Source organism: Pseudomonas sp. HP_01 (genome assembly GCF_055284355.1).
This window is the reverse complement of the sequence record NZ_JBTOPV010000003.1, coordinates 96642-113925: the sequence shown is the minus strand read 5'-3', so window position 1 is coordinate 113925 and position 17284 is coordinate 96642. Positions and strand designations below refer to the sequence as shown.

The 17284-nt window shown below is 62.2% G+C and carries 13 protein-coding genes; 6 read left to right on the top strand and 7 right to left on the bottom strand.

Annotation, left to right across the window (positions count from 1 at the left end; all coding sequences use genetic code 11):
• Window positions 1-319: 319 nt before the first annotated feature.
• The 3 genes from ACYAR8_RS03865 (at window position 320) to ACYAR8_RS03855 (ending at window position 3337) form a co-directional block, all read left to right on the top strand.
• Window positions 320-1597 carry a serine/threonine transporter gene (locus ACYAR8_RS03865; protein ID WP_074890861.1) on the top strand — a complete coding sequence of 426 codons (1278 nt, stop codon included), beginning with the start codon at window positions 320-322 and terminating at the stop codon, window positions 1595-1597.
• A gap of 326 nt (window positions 1598-1923) precedes the next feature.
• Window positions 1924-2487: a GNAT family N-acetyltransferase gene (locus ACYAR8_RS03860; protein WP_463579130.1), complete on the top strand. Its 564-nt coding sequence runs from the start codon at window positions 1924-1926 to the stop codon at window positions 2485-2487.
• A gap of 67 nt (window positions 2488-2554) precedes the next feature.
• Window positions 2555-3337 (top strand): DeoR/GlpR family DNA-binding transcription regulator, encoded by a 783-nt coding sequence (locus ACYAR8_RS03855; RefSeq protein WP_463579129.1) that lies wholly within the window; start codon window positions 2555-2557, stop codon window positions 3335-3337.
• Here ACYAR8_RS03855 and ACYAR8_RS03850 read toward each other — a convergent pair.
• From ACYAR8_RS03850 to ACYAR8_RS03835, 4 genes are all read right to left on the bottom strand, one after another.
• Window positions 3315-4826 (bottom strand): sensor domain-containing diguanylate cyclase, encoded by a 1512-nt coding sequence (locus ACYAR8_RS03850; RefSeq protein ID WP_463579128.1) that lies wholly within the window; start codon window positions 4824-4826, stop codon window positions 3315-3317. The genes ACYAR8_RS03855 and ACYAR8_RS03850 overlap by 23 nt on opposite strands.
• Before the next feature lie 424 nt (window positions 4827-5250).
• Window positions 5251-6576 (bottom strand): MFS transporter, encoded by a 1326-nt coding sequence (locus tag ACYAR8_RS03845; RefSeq protein ID WP_463579127.1) that lies wholly within the window; start codon window positions 6574-6576, stop codon window positions 5251-5253.
• 349 nt (window positions 6577-6925) lie between these two features.
• Window positions 6926-8479: an altronate dehydratase family protein gene (locus tag ACYAR8_RS03840; protein WP_108120401.1), complete on the bottom strand. Its 1554-nt coding sequence runs from the start codon at window positions 8477-8479 to the stop codon at window positions 6926-6928.
• 279 nt (window positions 8480-8758) lie between these two features.
• Window positions 8759-9715: a LysR family transcriptional regulator gene (locus tag ACYAR8_RS03835; RefSeq protein ID WP_074890852.1), complete on the bottom strand. Its 957-nt coding sequence runs from the start codon at window positions 9713-9715 to the stop codon at window positions 8759-8761.
• Window positions 9716-9952: 237 nt separating this feature from the next.
• Between ACYAR8_RS03835 and ACYAR8_RS03830 the strand changes: the two genes are divergently transcribed.
• The 3 genes from ACYAR8_RS03830 to ACYAR8_RS03820 all read left to right on the top strand — a co-directional run bounded on the left by ACYAR8_RS03830 (window position 9953) and on the right by ACYAR8_RS03820 (window position 12296).
• A complete protein-coding gene (locus tag ACYAR8_RS03830) occupies window positions 9953-11263 on the top strand; it encodes an L-fuconate dehydratase (RefSeq protein WP_463579126.1) in 1311 nt (436 codons plus the stop codon).
• A 245-nt stretch (window positions 11264-11508) separates the two neighbouring features.
• Complete coding sequence (locus ACYAR8_RS03825; protein WP_463579125.1) at window positions 11509-11949, top strand: YidH family protein; 441 nt, start codon at window positions 11509-11511, stop codon at window positions 11947-11949.
• Window positions 11946-12296 (top strand): DUF202 domain-containing protein, encoded by a 351-nt coding sequence (locus ACYAR8_RS03820; RefSeq protein ID WP_108120397.1) that lies wholly within the window; start codon window positions 11946-11948, stop codon window positions 12294-12296. Before ACYAR8_RS03825 ends, ACYAR8_RS03820 begins: the two co-directional genes overlap by 4 nt.
• A 1461-nt stretch (window positions 12297-13757) precedes the next feature.
• On the opposite strand, the gene ACYAR8_RS03815 is transcribed toward ACYAR8_RS03820, so the two are convergent.
• The 3 genes from ACYAR8_RS03815 to ACYAR8_RS03805 form a co-directional block, all read right to left on the bottom strand.
• Window positions 13758-15353 (bottom strand): gamma-glutamyltransferase family protein, encoded by a 1596-nt coding sequence (locus ACYAR8_RS03815; protein WP_463579124.1) that lies wholly within the window; start codon window positions 15351-15353, stop codon window positions 13758-13760.
• Window positions 15354-15422: 69 nt separating this feature from the next.
• Complete coding sequence (locus tag ACYAR8_RS03810; protein WP_463579123.1) at window positions 15423-16331, bottom strand: ABC transporter permease; 909 nt, start codon at window positions 16329-16331, stop codon at window positions 15423-15425.
• On the bottom strand, window positions 16331-17275 hold the full coding sequence (locus ACYAR8_RS03805; RefSeq protein WP_463579122.1) for an ABC transporter permease: 945 nt from the start codon (window positions 17273-17275) through the stop codon (window positions 16331-16333). Before ACYAR8_RS03805 ends, ACYAR8_RS03810 begins: the two co-directional genes overlap by 1 nt.
• Window positions 17276-17284 lie beyond the last annotated feature (9 nt).

Below are 17284 nucleotides of genomic sequence, written 5' to 3'. Positions count from 1 at the left end.
CCTAATGGAGGAGGAAAGAAAGTTGTACGGTCGTGAATTTACAATTCGTTTCGCGAATTGGTTCGTCCGTTTCCGATGTAGGAAGTGTCCCGTTTGATAAGTACGAAGCGTTGTTGGTTTGTGCAGGAAGTTGAGTCGGTTTCAATCTTTCATCATCCGGTCCCGCGAGCTTTTGGTCCGACAAGCCTTTGATTCTGCTCTCCAATCCCGGACAATCGCGCCCCTTTCCCTGTAGAGAACCGGTCAGGGGCGCCGACTGCCACGTTTTTCGACGCGCTTTTGACCATGTAGCTATCACCGGCAACGGAGAATCGACCGGATGAATGATCAGGCCAACAGCGTCGAACGCACCGTCGACGCAGCACCCGCGAGCGTAACGACCTGGAACCGCAACGACACCACCTGGATGCTCGGGCTGTTCGGCACCGCCATCGGCGCGGGCACGTTGTTTCTGCCGATCAACGCAGGTATTGGCGGGTTCTGGCCGCTGGTGATTCTGGCCGTGCTGGCCTTCCCGATGACCTTCTATGCGCACCGCGGGCTGACCCGTTTCGTGCTGTCGGGCCGCAATGGCGCGGACATCACCGAGGTGGTCGAGCAGCATTTCGGCAAGAAAGCCGGTGCCTTGATTACGCTGCTGTATTTCTTCGCCGTGTTTCCGATCCTGCTGATCTACAGCGTGGCGCTGACCAACACCGTGGGCAGTTTCATGGAGCACCAACTGCATGTGCAGCCGCCGCCCCGGGCGCTGCTGGCGTTCGTGCTGATCCTTGGCTTGCTGGCGGTGGTGCGTTGCGGTGAGCAGATCATCGTCAAGGCGATGAGCCTGATGGTGTATCCGTTCATCGTGGCCTTGCTGTTCCTCGCGGTGTTTCTGATTCCCCACTGGAACGGCGGCATTCTCACCACCGCGAGCAGCCTTCCGGCACCGTCGGCGCTGCTGCACACGCTGTGGCTGGCGATTCCGGTGATGGTCTTCTCGTTCAACCATTCGCCCATCATTTCAGCGTTTGCCGTCGACCAGAAGCGTCAATATGGCGAGCAGGCCGAACCGCGCAGCGCGCAGATCCTGGCCCGCGCCCATCTGCTGATGGTGGTCATGGTGCTGTTCTTCGTTTTCAGCTGCGTGCTGACCCTGGCGCCGGAGCAACTGGCGGAAGCGAAGGCGCAGAACCTGTCGATCCTGTCCTATCTGGCCAACCATTTCAGCAACCCGACCATCGCGTTTGCCGCGCCGTTGATTGCTTTCGTGGCGATCACCAAGTCGTTTCTGGGCCACTACATCGGCGCCAGTGAAGGCCTCAAAGGTCTGGTGATGAAGACCGGCCGCCGCCCTTCGCCACGTGCGCTCGATCGCCTGACCGCAGGCTTCATGCTGATGGTCTGCTGGCTGGTGGCGACACTCAACCCAAGCATTCTGGGCATGATCGAAACCCTCGGCGGCCCGGTCATTGCCGCGCTGCTATTCCTCATGCCGATGTACGCCGTGCGCAAAGTACCGGCCATGCGCCGTTATGCGGGGAAACTGTCCAACGTGTTTGTCGTGGTGATCGGACTGATCTCGATCTCGGCGCTGGTGTATTCGTTGTTGCAGTGATGTCGATGCCGCTGAACGTGAGCGCGGTGAGCGCTATTTGGCGCCGCTGGGGCTGACCTCCGCTCGTGCGTTGCGGGCAACACCGAAGAAATACGGGCTGGCGCGGACGGTGTAGGAGCGCGCTTGCCCGCGAAGGCATTCTGGCTGCAACGAATCGATTGCCTGACACACTGCTTTCGCGGGCAAGCGCGCCCCTACAGTTGATCGCATTCAGGCCGAAGATTTGCATTGATTGCGGTCAACCCGGTTACCTGGCTTGAATGAGTGACGCGTTTACTTCCAGGCAGTCCAGACATTCATCACTCGCACTCAAGGAAGCGGCGAACATGGCCCACAGCGACAACTTCCAATTCACCCTGCGTCCAGCCACGCCAGCGGATGTGCTGACGATTGCGGTGTTGGGCATGCAGGTGTACATGGACACCTATGCAACCGAGGGCGTTCGCGACGCCATCGCTCGTGAAGCCCTCGAATCGTTTGCGCCCCAAACCATTGCCGCGTTTATCGAGCGTCCGGACACCCTGTTCCTGCTGGCGGAAGCCAATCAGCATCTGGTCGGTTTTGCTCAGCTCTGCCTGCAAGCCGATCACGCCATGGTCGGCGATCAGCACGCCGCTGAGCTGAATCGCCTCTACGTACAGGAGCGTTTTACCGGGCGCGGCCTGGGCTGGCAGTTGCTGCAGCGCGCCGAAATTGAAGCATCGGTCCGAGGCGCTTCGAAGCTCTGGGCGACCGTATGGGTGGGTAATCTCCGTGCCTTGCTTTTCTACCCTCGCCAGGGATACGAAAACGCCGGGTCGCCGGTGCATCGCCTGCAAGCTGAAACCCATCAAAACGTTCTGTTCTGCAAGTCGCTCAAATCCATGGAACTCGATACTGCCCGGGTTTGACAGGGCGCCAGAGTGCACCGCATGATCCTGCTCGTTTATGATCGATTCAGCCCTTTACCGAGGCCTCATGTCTGCCAATCCTGAAGCATTTCCCGGCGAGCGCCAGCGGTTGATCACCGAGCGTCTTGCCGCGCACGGTCGGGTGATTGCGGCGGAGCTGGCGGCCGAATTCAATGTATCCGAGCATTCCATTCGCCGCGATCTGGGCGCTCTGGCGGGCGCCGGTCTTTGCAAGCGCGTATATGGCGGGGCGATTTCGTTGGCGTCGGACGGGCCGCTGGCCGTGCGTGTCGAGCATGAGCCCGGGCGCAAGCGTCAGTTAGGCGTGGCGGCTGCGGGTCTGATCAGCGCCGGGCAGCACGTGTTTATCGACGGCGGCTCGACCAATCTGGCGATCGCCAAAGCCCTTGATCCGCACATGCCGTTGACCGTTACCACCAATGCGCCACTGATCGCCGTCGAGCTGATGAAGCTCCCTTCGGTGGAGGTGATTCTGCTCGGCGGGCGCCTGAGTCCCGTTGCAGGTAGCACTTACGGCTTCACCACGATTCAACAGCTCGCCCACTTCAATTTCGATCTGTGCTTTCTCGGCGCCTGTGCACTGGATGCACTGAAAGGCGTGACTGCGTTCGACATGGATGTCGCCGAGTTCAAGCGTGCCGTGGTGGCGCGCAGCGGCCAAGTGGCGGTGGCGGTGATCAACGAGAAGCTTTCCAGCATCGCGCACTACCAAGTGGCGCAGTGCGAGGAAGTCGGTGCGCTGGTGGTTGAGCACGACGCGCCTGCCGACCGGCTGGAGCTGTTTCGCGGCAAGGTGGCGCAGATCGTTATGGCGCGGGCAGCGCACTGATCACAGTGGATTCCTGCCAGGCCACGGTGCGATTGCGGCCCTGATGCTTGGCGGCATACAGCGCCGCATCTGCGCGTTTGACGAAGTCCTCCAGGGTCGGGCATTCCTGCGCTTTACAGCCATAAACCCCCAGGCTGATGCTGACGATGCCGATCGGATTGCCATGGTGTTCAAGGGCACGGGTAAGCACGGCCAACCGGATCTTCTCCGCCAGACTCACCGCGCCGTGCCTGTCGCTGTAGGGCAGGAACACGGCCATTTCTTCCCCGCCGTAGCGCACCGCAAGGTCGCCGGTGCGGTTGAGGGTGCTGCGAATGCACTCGGCCACGGCGATGATGCATTTGTCGCCGGCGACGTGGCCGTAGTTGTCGTTGTAGCTCTTGAATAAATCGATGTCGATCATGATCAGGCTCAGCGGATGCAGGTTCGGCTGCCCGTTGCCAAACTCCAGACCGAGAATCTCTTGAAAATGCCGACGATTGGCCAGCCCGGTCAGACTGTCTTGCAGCGCGAGCTTTTCCAGCGAGTGGCTGGCAATACGCAGCTGTGATTCGGCGTTGAGGCCGAAGCGAATTTGCTGGAAGAGCAAGACGCCAAACAGCAGGTTGGCAACCACCACGCAGATGATGATCGCCAGCGAGCGCCACGCGTACTGCCGCCACTCGTCGAGCACTTCGCGCTGGGACAGGCCGGCGAGCACCACCATGGGGTAGCGGTCCAGTTTTTTGTAGCCGTACAGTCGCTGTTCGTGGTCGAGCATCGACACGACGTTCGCCGTGCCTTCGTAGTGTTCCCTGACGTAAAGACGAAATAACTCGCCGTCGCCGATGGAAGTGCCGCGCACGTTTTCAATGAACGGACGTCGCGCCAACACGGTGCCGTCGGCCATGGCCAGCGTGATGACGCCATGCTTGCCGATGTCGAAGCGCTCGAAGAACCGTTCGAAGTAGTTCAGTTCGACGGTGGCCAGCACCACACCGGCGAAGTTGCCCATTTCATCGTCCACCCGTCGCGACACCGGGATGATCCAGTCGCCGGTGGTACGGCTCTGTATGGCGGGGCCGACGTGGGGCAGGCTGCTGGCGATGGATTGATGAAAACGGAAATATTCCCGGTCCGCATTGTTGGCGTTGGCCGGCATGTGGTTGAGGGACGTGGCGGCCCAGTTGCCTTCCTTGTCGTAGATGAACAGGCCCTGGATCTGCTCGACGCTGGCGGCAGTGGCGCGCAGATAGTCGTGCATGCGCGAACCACTGGCGGCGCCGAAGCCGTCGAACGAGAGCCGCTCGACCACCGACGACACGGCGATGTGCGCCTGATCGAAGGCGTCATCGGCGTGCTGCGCCATTGAGCGCGAGAGGTTGGTGACGTTGGTGTTGGCGATTTCCAGCTCGTGAATGCGCGTCTGGCGCAATTGCCAGACGTTGATGCTCGTGATGGAGATGCACACCAACAAGGTAAACAGCCCCGCCAGCCACAACACGGGCATGCGTTTGAGTCGTCGGTTTCTGACGCCGAACTCCGATCCTTCTACCTGTCTCAAACCCCACCCTCGCTGACTGCCACGATTTCGGACCCGCCACTGTGACGAACAATCCATTCGTTCGGACACGCAGCATCGCAACAGCGACCCCTCTGACTCACAGCGTAGGACAAGTGCGGGATTTTGAAGGGAAAATTAAGGCTTATAAATCATCTGCGGGAGAATTCTCGCAGTCCCGGCAGCAGCTTATTACAAGCAGGTACAACCTTTGTAGGAGTGAGCTTGCTCGCGAAGAGGCCGGTACATCCGCTAAATCTTCAGCGGTTAAGATGCCGTCTTCGCGAGCAAGGTGGAGCGCCACCCCGGTCGCTCCCACAAATAAAGCCTCTGCAGCGGTATTGCATCGATCGATCAGGCGTTGCTCTGCCGATCAAACCCGACGCCCTTGGACCTCATCCAGATTCGCCTGCCAGTCCTTCTGTGCGCGGGTGCTGTGTTCCGGGATCGGCGCCTTGAGCAGCACGAAATAGGCGACCGCCGACAGCAATGCCACGATGGCGCTGACCGCAAAGGCCGTCGCAAAGGTGCCGGAATATTGCACGCTGAACCCGGTGACGATCGGCGCGATGGAGCCAGCGATGTAGCCGCCGAAATTCTGGATCGAACCCAGAGACGCCACGCGCTTGCTGTCGACCACGGTATTGACCACCATCCACGCCGTGGCGCTCGACAGGTTGATGCCGAACAGCGCCAGGCAGAGCAGGGCGACGCAACCGCTCAGGCCGGTGACGAAGGTCAACGGCAGGGTAAACACCGCGGCAAACACCAGCCCGCCAATCACCGTGTATTTGCGGCTGTTGAGCACGCCGACGCCGCGCTTGACCAATCGATCGCAGATTCGCCCGGCGGCGATGGTGCCAATCGCGCCAAACACATAGGCGAACGACACCACCCAGGCGGTTTGATAGGGGTCCAGGCCGTGTTCGCGCTGGAAGTAGCCGGGCAGCCAGGTCAGGTGAAGCCAGAGCATGTAGATCACGCCCATGAAACCGAGGAACGTGCCCCAGGTGCTGCGGTGCTTGAACAGGTCCAGCCAGCCGGCGAAGAACGAAGCTTTCGGCGCAGCATCGGCCTGAATCACCTTCACGGTGGGTTCGCGACCCTCAGCCGCCAGCTCCTTCAGGTACTGCGCGCGACTTTTGTAGAACACCAGCCAGCACAGCGACAGAACGATGCCGAGCACACCGGTGATGATGAACATGCCACGCCAGCTGAAGTTGACCATGAACAGTGTCAGCAGCGGCGGCGCCAGGCACGGCCCGATGCAGGTCGCCGACCAGACGATGCCCGTCGGCGTGCCGCGCTCGTGCTCTTCGAACCATTCGTTGAGGGTTTTGGCGGCTGACGGAAACATCGGTGCTTCGCCGATCCCCAACAACACGCGCAGGGCAAAGAAGCCGCTGAAGCTGTTGACGAAGCCTGACGCCGTCTGCGCGATGGACCACACCATCAGCGCGCCGCCCAGCGCGATCTTGCTGCCGAGCTTGTCGATGAGCATGCCCATCGGCAACTGCGCGAAGGCATAGGCCAGCGAGAACGCCGACAACAGAATGCCCATCTCCGAAGGGCTGATGAGCATGTCTTTCTGGATCGTCGTGTTGGCGATGGACAGCGCGCTGCGGTCCAGATAATTGACCACGCCGAACAGCATCAGAAAGACGATGGTGATCGTCTGATAGGTCTTGAGGGATTTCATTGCGCACCTTTCTTATTGTTGTAAGGGCTTGAAAAGCTTCCCGGCTGAAGCCGGTCCTACCAGAAAAACGCGTTCCAGCGGACGACGCATTTCTCCTGTGGGACCGGCTTCAGCCGGGAAGAGGCCGGTCTGGGCACCATCCATATTGCGATGTGACGCTTGAAAAGCTTCCCGGCTAAATCCGGTCCTACCCGAAAAACGCGTTCCAGCAGACGACGCATTCCCCCTGTGGGACCGGCTTCAGCCGGGAAGGGGCCGGTGTGGGCACCATCCATATTGCGGTGTGACGTTTGAAAAGCTTCCCGGCTGAAGGCGGTCCTACAAAAAGCATGCGTCGCTCGGCAAAACCTTAAGTCACTGCACCGATGTGCCATGGAACAAATTCGTTCTGCCCGTAACCGTGCTGCTCGCTTTTGCTGCGGGCGCCGGAGGCGATGTCGAGCATCATCTGGAACACATACGCGCCGCGCTCTTCGATTGTCGTCGTGCCATCGGCGATGCCGCCACAATTGACGTCCATGTCCTCCTGCTGAAATTCGAACACGCGGTTGTTGGTCGCCAGCTTGATCGACGGCGTGGGCGCGCAGCCGTAGGCAGAACCTCGCCCGGTCGTGAATGCGATCAGATTGGCGCCGCCCGCCACTTGCCCTGTCGCGGAGACCGGGTCGTAACCGGGGGTGTCCATGAACACCAGGCCTTGGGCGCGGACGGCTTCGGCGTATTCATAAACGCCCATCAGGTTGGTCGAGCCGGCCTTGGCCACGGCCCCCAGGGATTTCTCAAGAATGGTCGTCAGCCCGCCCGCCTTGTTGCCGGCGGAAGGGTTGTTGTTCAGCTCGGCGTTCATCCGCTGGCAATAGTCTTCCCACCAATGGATGCGCTGAATGAGCTTTTCGCCGATGGCCTGACTGGCGGCCCGCCGCGTCAGCAAATGCTCGGCGCCATAAATTTCCGGGGTCTCCGACAGAATCGCTGTGCCGCCCGCCGCCACCAGCCGGTCCACCGCATTGCCCAGCGCCGGGTTGGCGGTGATGCCGGAATAGCCGTCGGAGCCGCCACATTGCAGACCGACGATCAGGTGCCGGGCGCTGACGGTTTCGCGGGTGATCTTGTTGGCCTGGGGCAGAAGCGATTGCACTTGAGCGATGCCGCTGGCGATGGTCTTCGAGGTGCCACCGGTGCCTTGAATGGTAAAGGCCCGCAACTGGTCACTGGCTTTCAGGCCCTGGCTGTCGAGCATGTCCTGAATCTGGTTGGTCTCGCAGCCCAGACCCACCACCAGCACCGCCGCAAAGTTCGGGTGCACGGCATAGCCCGCCAGGGTGCGGCGCAGCAGGTCGATGGCCTCGCCCTTGGAGTCGATGGCGCAACCCGAGCCGTGGGTCAGCGCGACCACGCCGTCGATGTTCGGGTAGTCCGCGAGGGCTTCCGGGAAAATATCGCGACGGAAACGGTCGGCGATGGCCCGTGCCACGGTGGCCGAACAATTCACCGAGGTGAGAATGCCGATGTAGTTGCGCGTCGCCACGCGGCCGTCGGCACGCACGATGCCCTGAAAGAACGCCTCGGTTTTCGGCGATTCGTGGGCATCGACGCCAAAGGCGTAGTCGCGGGAGAAGTCGCCCATCTCGACGTTGTGCACATGCACGTGCTTCCCGGCCTCAATGGGCTGTGACGCGAAGCCGATGATCTGACCGTAACGCCGCAGCGGCTGACCCTGCTCTACCCGCACCGCGGCGACCTTGTGCCCGGAAGGAATGGGCTGAGACACCGTGATGTTTTCTTCGTCCAGGTACGTGCCTTCGCTCAGCGCCTGGCGAGCGATAAGCACGTTATCAAGGGGGTTCAGTCGGATGAACAGCGCACTGCTGTCGAACGCCGGGGTTTTTGCGATGAGTTCCATGCGGCCTCTCAAAACGGTTGCGGCCTGGGTCAGCGGTGCGGGACGACGGCTTCCATCAAGGAGCGGCACCGTGGCTGGCCGGTTATTGTTATTCACGACGCATCAAACAGCCGCCCCATCAGCGCGGCGTAGTGGGCCGATTTTCAGCCACTCTATGAAGCCAGTTGATAATTTCCCAATGAAAGGTTTCGATTGAGCGATAACTCAGGGTTATCGACTCACGGTGCCGCCTGAAACTTTGGAAAGGAGCCTGCACCCGCAAACCCCGCATACACAAACTCAGAATCGGGCGCTTAGATTGGCAAGCAGCGCTTTCACCGCCGCTGACATCGGCCGGGCTTTCGACGTCATCAGCCCGAGATTGGCCATGCTCAACGGCAACTCGACGGGCAGAATGGCGATCATGCCGTAACGCGCGTAGTGCTGGGCGACGTCATTGGGCACCACGGCAATCATGTCCGAGGATTCGAGCATCGAAGTGGTCGCCAAAATCGAACGGGTTTCGATGATGTCCAGCGGCTCAATCAATTGCGCCGTCTGCAATGCGTTCTCGACCTGGCGCCGCATGGGGCTGCCGATGGGGTGGAGGATCCAGGTCAGCGGCGCCAGCTCCGTCAGGGTCAGGCTCGTCTGGGTGGGGCCAGCGCGATCCACCAGCGGGTGCTGCGGCCGGGCGATGATGCGCATACTTTCGCCCTGCTCGAACAGCTGAATGTCGAGGCTCTGGCCGTCGAGCTGATCGGGCAACCGGCCCAGCACCACATCGAAATCGCCGCGAATCAGCGCCGGCAGCAGCTCATCACTGGTGCCGACTTCCAGCGCGATGCGCACTTTCGGGTGAGCAGCCTTGAACGCCAGCACGCCGCGAGTGAGCAGCGTCGGTACCGGGCCCATGACCGTGCCGATGCGCACCATCCCCGTCGCCCCGCGTGCCAGCTCGGCCAACTGCGCTTCGGCGTATTCGAACTCATGCAGCGCGCCCTGGGCGTAGCGAATCATCACCTCGCCGAACAGCGTCGGCTGCATGCCGCGCGGCAAACGCTCGAACAGTTGCACGCCGAGCCGCGCTTCCAGCTGTTGCAGCAACAGACTGGCGGCGGGCTGGGTGGTGTGGATGGCGGTGGCGGCCTTGCGCAGATTGCCCAGCTCGCCCAGCGCGTTGAGCAACGCGATCTGCCGGCTGGAGATTTTCAGCGACGGGAAGGTGCCAGGCAGGTAAGGATTTTTTGCTGACATATCGAATTGGGTATCGATGATTAGGATTTGGCGATTATGCCTGTATCGCAGTTCGGCCTACAGTCGGGGGTAAGAAGGCATACATCCTGTGGGAGCGCGCTTGCCCGCGAAGGCGTCGGGTCAGCACCCATGTCCTCGCTGACCCGCCCCGTTCGTGGATAAGGTGAAATGCCACTCCGATCGCTCCTGCACCGTTAGCGTCGTCGCCACGCTTCTCCAAGAATAAGAGAGTCCACCATGCAGATCACGTCCATATCCGTTCGCGACATCCGCTTCCCCACCTCCCTGTCCCTCGACGGCTCCGATGCAATGAACAGCGCCCCGGATTATTCCGCTGCCTACGTCGTGCTGCACACCGATTCGCCGGACGGGCTGGAAGGCCACGGGCTGACGTTCACCATCGGCCGCGGCAACGAGATCTGCGCCGCCGCGATTCACTCCCTGGCGCCGAGCGTGGTGGGGCTGAGCCTGGAATCGATCACGGCGGACATGGGCGCGTTCTGGCACACCATCACGGCAGGCGACAGCCAGTTGCGCTGGCTGGGGCCGGAAAAAGGCGTGATCCATCTGGCCACCGCCGCGCTGGTCAATGCCGTCTGGGACCTGTGGGCCAAGGTGGAGGGCAAGCCGGTCTGGAAACTACTGGCCGACATGACTCCCGAGCAGTTGGTGAAGTGCCTGGACTTCAGCTACGTCACCGACGCCATCACGCCCGAAGAAGCCATCGCCTTGCTCCGTCGGCAAGTGCCGGGCAAAGCAACGCGTGAGGCGCAACTGCTGGAGGAGGGTTATCCGGGCTACACCACCGCGCCGGGCTGGCTGGGTTATTCGGAAGAGAAGATGCGTCGACTGGCCCGCGAAGCCCTGGCCGAAGGCTGGACCCACATCAAGCAGAAGATCGGCTCGGACATCGAAGAAGACATGCGCCGTGCCGCGATCCTGCGCGACGAACTGGGCTGGGAACGCACGCTGATGATGGACGCCAATCAGGTCTGGAGCGTCGAGCAATCGATCAGCAACATGCGCCGGCTGGCGGCGTTCGAGCCCTGGTGGATCGAAGAGCCGACCCACCCCGATGACATCCTCGGCCACGCGACGATTCGTCAGCGCATCGCACCGATTGGTGTGGCCACCGGCGAGCATTGCCACAATCGGGTGATGTTCAAGCAGATGTTCCAGGCCGGCGCGCTGGATTTCTGCCAGCTCGACGCGGCACGGCTGGGCGGGCTGAACGAGGTGCTGATCGTGCTGCTGATGGCGGCCAAGTTCGACATCCCGGTGTGCCCCCACGGTGGCGGCGTCGGGTTGTGCGAATACGTGCAGAACATCTCGATGTTCGATTACATCGCGGTGTCCGGCTCGCTGGACAAGCGGGTGCTGGAATACGTCGATCACCTGCACGAGCATTTCCTCGATCCGGTGGTCATCCGCCGTGGCCGCTACATGCCACCGCAGCGGCCGGGGTACAGCATCGAAATGCACGCCGAGACGCTGGAGCGCTATCAATATCCCAAGGGCTCGGTGTGGGTGGAACTGGCGAACCGATAATCTGACGGTAGGAGCGTGGCTTGTCCCGCGATCGGCGGGGAACCCGTCGTCACCTGGCGAACGCGTTTTTCCAGACACAGCGCGTTGTCAGGGTTTACGGGGACTGCGTCCCCGATCGCGGGACAAGCCACGCTCCTACAGGTTATGCGCGCTGCGCCATCAGACAGTCGCATGTCGCTGTGGACACGCGCCTTTCCCGGGCATGACCGGTATGATCCGTCGCATCTACCCGACCACGGTGCGACATGAATTCCCCCGAGCCCGGCAACGTCATTCCTCCCTGCACCCCTGCCGCCAGCGACCCCGTCACGCCGCCGGAGCGTGATCGCCTGTCGGCTTCGCTGCTCGGCGGCGGCTGCGAGCCTGACCCGCGCTTCACCCTCGCCAATGAACGCACATTTCTCGCCTGGATCCGCACGGCATTGGCGTTCCTGGCCGGTGGCATCGCGGTCGAAGCCTTCACCAGCGACGTGTTCAGCCCCGGTCTGCGTCGGGCCGTGGCTTTGTCGTTGCTGGTGCTGGCCTTGTTGGTGAGCGCCAGTGCCTGCGTGCGCTGGCTGAAAGTCGAACGGGCGATGCGTCAGCGCAAGCCATTGCCGTTGCCGGTGCTGGTGCCGATTCTGTCGTTGGGCGGCGCGTTGGTGGCGGCGGGGCTGATCGTCTTTCTGATTTACGGCGCGTCGTGAACCGGCGCGGTCATGCCGTGCCGTCGACGCCATTGCGCCACGACGATCCCGGTCTGCAACCCGAACGCACCCTGCTGGCCTGGCGCCGGACGCTGCTGACGTTGATCGGCGTGTGCACTCTGTTTTTACGCTGGATTCCGCCGTTTGGGTGGGTGGCCCTATTGCCGGTCATTTTCTCGTTGATGGCCGGCCTCCTGATCCAGATCGGCCTCAACGCCCGCTACCGCAAAAGCGCCCGGGGCATCACCCACGAGCGGATTCCGCCGCCGTTGCGTGAAGTGGCGGTGCTGGGTTGCACGGTGATGGTGTTGAGTGTGGTGGGAATTGTTGCGGTGGTGTCTGGCTAACCTGGCAGGCAAGGCACACACCGATTCCGAGCCGGCTTGCTGGCGAACAGATTGTGTCAGTCGACATCTGCAGTGACTGGCCTACCGCGTTCGCCAGCAAGCCGGCTCCGGATTTGCGTGGGTTGATCAATAGGTGTCGTGTCAGGCGTGGAGGCCGTCGCGCCGGAAAACGCCTTCGCGGGCAAGCGCGCTCCTACGCCCTGCGGGCAGAAGCAGACCGTGATCCCTGTCATTTCATCTCGGGACTTTAGACCTGTGGGACGGTCATCAAACGCGGATTACCTGAGGGAACGCAGATTGATGGACGGCGCAAATCAATTGTAGGAGCGCGCTTGCCCGCGAAGGCGGTGTGTCAGGCGACAGTGATGTCACAGACCGCCGCTTTCGCGACCGTCGTAACCTCCGATTGCTCCTACAGGGGGGACTTGCGTTCGACGCGGATTTGGGTGCGGGTAAATAAAACCGTTCGCCGCGGATTTGGAGGCGGGTACGTAAAACCGTTCGCCGCGGATGTGGAGCCGGGTCCTCAAAACCGTTCGACGCGGATTTGGACACGGGTACTTTAAACCGTTCAACGCGGATTTGGACACGGGTACTTTAAACCGTTCAACGCGGATTTGGAGGCGGGTACATAAAACCGTTCGCCGCGGATTCGGAGGCGGGTACAAAACTTGTAGGAGTGAGCTTGCTCGCGATTTCGGTGTTTCAGTCACTTTTCTGTCAACTGACAGGGCGCATTCGCCAGCAAGCCGGCTCCTACCGATTTGCGTGGTTGATCATTAGGCGTCGTGTCAGGCGTGGAGGCCGGCGCCGCGGAAAACGCCTTCGCGGGCAAGCGCGCTCCTACGCCCTGCGGGCAGAGGCAGACCGTGATCCTGCCATTTCATCTCGGGACTTTAGACCTGTGGGATGGTCATCAAACGCGGATTACCTGAGGGATCGCAGACTGGTGGACAGCGCAAATCAACTGTAGGAGCGCGCTTGCCCGCGAAGGCGGTGTGTCAGTCGACAGTGATGTCACAGACCGCCGCTTTCGCGACCGTCGTAACCTCCGATTGCTCCTACAAAGGGACTTGCGTTCGACGCGGATTTGGAGGCGGGTACATGAAACCGTTCAAAGCGGATGTGGAGCCGGGTACTTAAAACCGTTCAACGCGGATCTGGAGGCGGGTACAAAAATTGTAGGAGTGAGCTTGCTCGCGAAGCGGTGTTTCAGGCACTTTTCTGTGAGCCGACAGGGCGCGTTCGCCAGCAAGCCGGCTCAAATGTAAGCGCCAGCACCCTAAGGTCTCGGCAGGACCTGCCTCTGACCTGGCAGGCAAGGCGCACACCGGCTCCGTACGAGCCGGCTTGCTGGCGAACCGGATGTGTCAGCCGACCTATGCGTGGCTGACACACCGCGATCGCGGGCAAGGTGGGGCGCCACCTCGATTGCTCCTACCGTTTCAAGTGTCGGCTCACTCAATACGCTGCAACTAACCCGTCTTTCCTCGGATCGGTCCCGCCCACATAGCCATGTGCCGTGCGTTGGATGATCTGCGCGCCGCCGAAGGCAAACACGCCGCTGGGGTCTTCAACTTCCACGTCGTGGCCTTTGGCGCGCAGCGCTTCGATCACCTGCGGATCAAACGAGCGCTCCACCGCGACCTTCAGCCCGGACTCGATGCGCCAGCGCGGGGCGTCGGCGGCGGCCTGGGGGTTCTGCTTGTAGCGCAGAATGCGCAGCATCATCTGCAAATGCCCCTGAGCCTGCATCGGCCCGCCCATCAGGCCGAACGACATCAACGGCGTGCCGTCGGCGTTCATCACAAAGCCCGGAATGATGGTGTGAAACGGCCGCTTGCCCGGCGCAACGGTGTTGACGTGATCAGGGTCCAGGGTGAAGCCCGCGCCACGATTTTGCAGGCTGATGCCCGTGCCCGGCACCACCACGCCGGAACCAAACCCCATGTAGTTCGACTGAATGAACGAGACCATCATGCCGCTCTCGTCCGCCGCCGACAGGTACACCGTGCCGCCGGCCTTGGGCGCGCCGTGCAGCGGGTCTTGCGCCTGCTCGCCCACCAGCGCCGCGCGGTCGCGCAAGTACGCCGGGTCGAGCATATGTTCAGCGGCGACGCGCATGTGGTCGTTATCGGTGACGTGCTGGTTGAGGTCGGCCAGCGCCAGCTTCATGGCTTCCAGCACCGGGTGCACGGTGTCGACGCTGTCTACCGGCTGCTTGCCCACGCCCAGCGCTTCGAGGATGCCCAAGCCCGCCAGCGTGGCGATGCCCTGACCATTCGGCGGCAGCTCGTGGACCACGGCGCCGGCGTACGGCACCGACAAGGTGTCGATCCAGTCCACCCGATGGTTCGCCAGATCCTCAAGGCTCATGACGCTGCCATTGGCGTTGGCGTGGCTGATCATTGCCTTGGCCAGTTCGCCGCGATAAAACGCCTCGCCCTTGGTGTCAGCAATCAGCTCTAGGGTTGTCGCGTGATCCATCAGCACAACTTTCTCCCCGGCCTTCGGCGCTTTGCCGCCTTGCAGGAAGCACTCGGCGAACCCCGGCTGATCCTTCAACAGCCCCGCGCCGCGCCGCCACAGTTCGGCAATGATCGGCGTCACCTGGTAACCGTCCCGCGCGTAGCCAATAGCGGGCGCGGCGAGGGTGGCGAAGGGCAGCTTGCCGTAGCGCTCGGACAACGCGACCCAGGCCGATACCGCGCCCGGCACGGTCACCGATGCCCAGCCGCGCTGGGGCATTTCCTGCTGGCCGGCGAAGTGCTCCGGCGTCCAGGCTTTCGGCGAGCGGCCCGAGGCATTCAGGCCTTGCAGCGTCTTGCCGTCCCAGACGATGGCAAAGGCGTCGCTGCCAATGCCGCAACCGGTGGGTTCGACCACGGTCAGCACCATGGCGGCGGCGATGGCGGCATCAACGGCGTTGCCGCCCTGACGCAGCATGTCCAGCCCGGCCTGTGCGGCCAGCGGTTGCGAGCAGGCGACCATGTTGTTGCCCATCACCGGCGAGCGGGCGGACGGGTAAGGTTGGCTGTAATCCAGATCATCGAACATGCAGTCGTTCTCTTCTTGGCAGTTGATCGGTTGTAGACGCGGGGACTCGGCGTGTAAGCGCGAGCGCCGTCAGCTTTTCGGATCGAGGGCATCACGCAGCCCGTCGCCCAGCAGGTTGAAACACAGCACGGTGATGTAGATCGCCACGCCCGGGGCGATGGACATCCACGGCGCCTGTTCCATGAAGTTCTTCGCGGTGTTGAGCATCGAGCCCCAGGACGGCGAGGGCGGTTGCTGGCCCAGGCCGAGGAACGACAGGCTCGCTTCCGCCAGAATCGCCGAAGCGATGGTCAGCGTCGCTTGCACCACCAGCGGCGAGAGCACGTTCGGCAGCACGTAGCGCAGGATGATCCAGCGGTCCGGCAGGCCAATGGCGCGGGCGCCTTCCAGGTAATCTTCGTGACGGATCGCCAGTACCTGACCGCGGGTCAGGCGCGAGAAAATCGGCATCGCCGACAGCCCGATGGCAATCATCGCGTTGCTCAGGCTCGGGCCGAGGAACGCGCCCAAGGCAATGGCCAGCACCAGAAACGGACACGACAGCAGCGCTTCCATGATGCGCGAAATCACTGTGTCGAGCTTGCCGCCGAAGTAACCGGCTAGCAGGCCCAGCGGCACGCCGATGACCATGGCAATCGCCACCGAAACGCCGCCCGCCAGCAACGAGCTGCGCGCGCCCCAGAGCAGGCGGGAAAACAGATCGCGGCCCAGCTCGTCGGTGCCCAGCCAGTAGATCAGCGAAGGCGCTTTGCGCACGGCGAGGAAGTTGGCTTTCAGCGGATCATGGGGCGCAATCCATGGCGCCAGCAGCGCGGCCAGAATGAAGATGATCAGCACCACCGCGCCGACCACCGCGCCCTTGTTGGCGAGGAATTTCTTCACGAACGGCGAGCGGGTGCGCGGCCGAAGGGGTTCTCTCAACGGCGCCTGGGACGGCGCGTTCAGCGGCGCTGAAGGATGGGTCGCAATCGAAGTCATCAGGCAGTCCTCAGACGCGGATTGATCAGGCGATAGAGCACGTCGGCCAGCAGATTCAGCAGCAGGAAGCCGATCGCGACGCACAGCACCACGCCCTGCACCACGGCGTAATCGCGGTTGAACACGGCATCGACAATCATCTTGCCGAAGCCGGGAATGCTGAAAACCTGCTCGGTCAGCACCGCACCGCCGAGCAGTTCGCCGAACAGCAACGTGGTCAGCGTGACGATGGGCATCAGCGCATTGCGCAGGGCGTGCTTCAAGATCACCGTGCGCGGGAACAGCCCCTTGGCCCGTGCCGTGCGCACGTAATCGGCGCGCAGCACTTCGAGCATCGCGCTGCGGGTGTGACGCATCAGCACCCCCGACAGCCCGGCGCCCAGCACGAAGGCCGGCAGGATCAGGGTTTTCAGGTTCTGCCCGACGTCTTCACCCAGCGGCACGAAGCCCGAAGCCGGCAGCCACTGCAGCTTCACGGCGAAGATCATGATCAACAGAATCCCCAGCCAGAAGTGCGGAATCGAGATCCCCGACAGGGCGAACACGTTGGCCGCGTAATCCACCGACGTGCCCTTGCGCACCGCCGAAATCACGCCGGTGGGAATGCCGATCACCAGCGCGATGATCAGCGCCAGCACCGCCAGCTCGATGGTCACCGGCAGCTTCGACGCCAGCAGCACGGCCACCGGTTGCTCGGTGCGCAGCGAGGTGCCGAAGTCGCCCTGCAGGACATTGCCGACCCAGTGCACGTATTGCAGCGGCAGCGGGTCGTTGAGGCGGTATTTCTCCCGCAGGTATTCCATTACCGCCGGGTCGCGCTCTTCACCCGCCATGGCCTGGACCGGATCACCGGGCAGCAGCTTTTGCAGGGTGAAGACGAACAGCGAAACCAGGATCAGCGTCGGAATGGCACTGAGCAGGCGTCGCAGGATGAAAGTCAGCATGACGAATCC

Bases quoted from the DNA above. Each gene is read 5' to 3' on its own strand.
- ACYAR8_RS03810 (WP_463579123.1), bottom strand. From the start codon at position 16,331: ATGACTTCGATTGCGACCCATCCTTCAGCGCCGCTGAACGCGCCGTCC.
- ACYAR8_RS03830 (WP_463579126.1), top strand. From the start codon at position 9,953: ATGCAGATCACGTCCATATCCGTTCGCGACATCCGCTTCCCCACCTCC.
- ACYAR8_RS03805 (WP_463579122.1), bottom strand. From the start codon at position 17,275: ATGCTGACTTTCATCCTGCGACGCCTGCTCAGTGCCATTCCGACGCTG.
- ACYAR8_RS03850 (WP_463579128.1), bottom strand. From the start codon at position 4,826: ATGCCCGTGTTGTGGCTGGCGGGGCTGTTTACCTTGTTGGTGTGCATC.
- ACYAR8_RS03840 (WP_108120401.1), bottom strand. From the start codon at position 8,479: ATGGAACTCATCGCAAAAACCCCGGCGTTCGACAGCAGTGCGCTGTTC.
- ACYAR8_RS03815 (WP_463579124.1), bottom strand. From the start codon at position 15,353: ATGTTCGATGATCTGGATTACAGCCAACCTTACCCGTCCGCCCGCTCG.
- ACYAR8_RS03865 (WP_074890861.1), top strand. From the start codon at position 320: ATGAATGATCAGGCCAACAGCGTCGAACGCACCGTCGACGCAGCACCC.
- ACYAR8_RS03855 (WP_463579129.1), top strand. From the start codon at position 2,555: ATGTCTGCCAATCCTGAAGCATTTCCCGGCGAGCGCCAGCGGTTGATC.
- ACYAR8_RS03845 (WP_463579127.1), bottom strand. From the start codon at position 6,576: ATGAAATCCCTCAAGACCTATCAGACGATCACCATCGTCTTTCTGATG.
- ACYAR8_RS03835 (WP_074890852.1), bottom strand. From the start codon at position 9,715: ATGTCAGCAAAAAATCCTTACCTGCCTGGCACCTTCCCGTCGCTGAAA.
- ACYAR8_RS03860 (WP_463579130.1), top strand. From the start codon at position 1,924: ATGGCCCACAGCGACAACTTCCAATTCACCCTGCGTCCAGCCACGCCA.
- ACYAR8_RS03825 (WP_463579125.1), top strand. From the start codon at position 11,509: ATGAATTCCCCCGAGCCCGGCAACGTCATTCCTCCCTGCACCCCTGCC.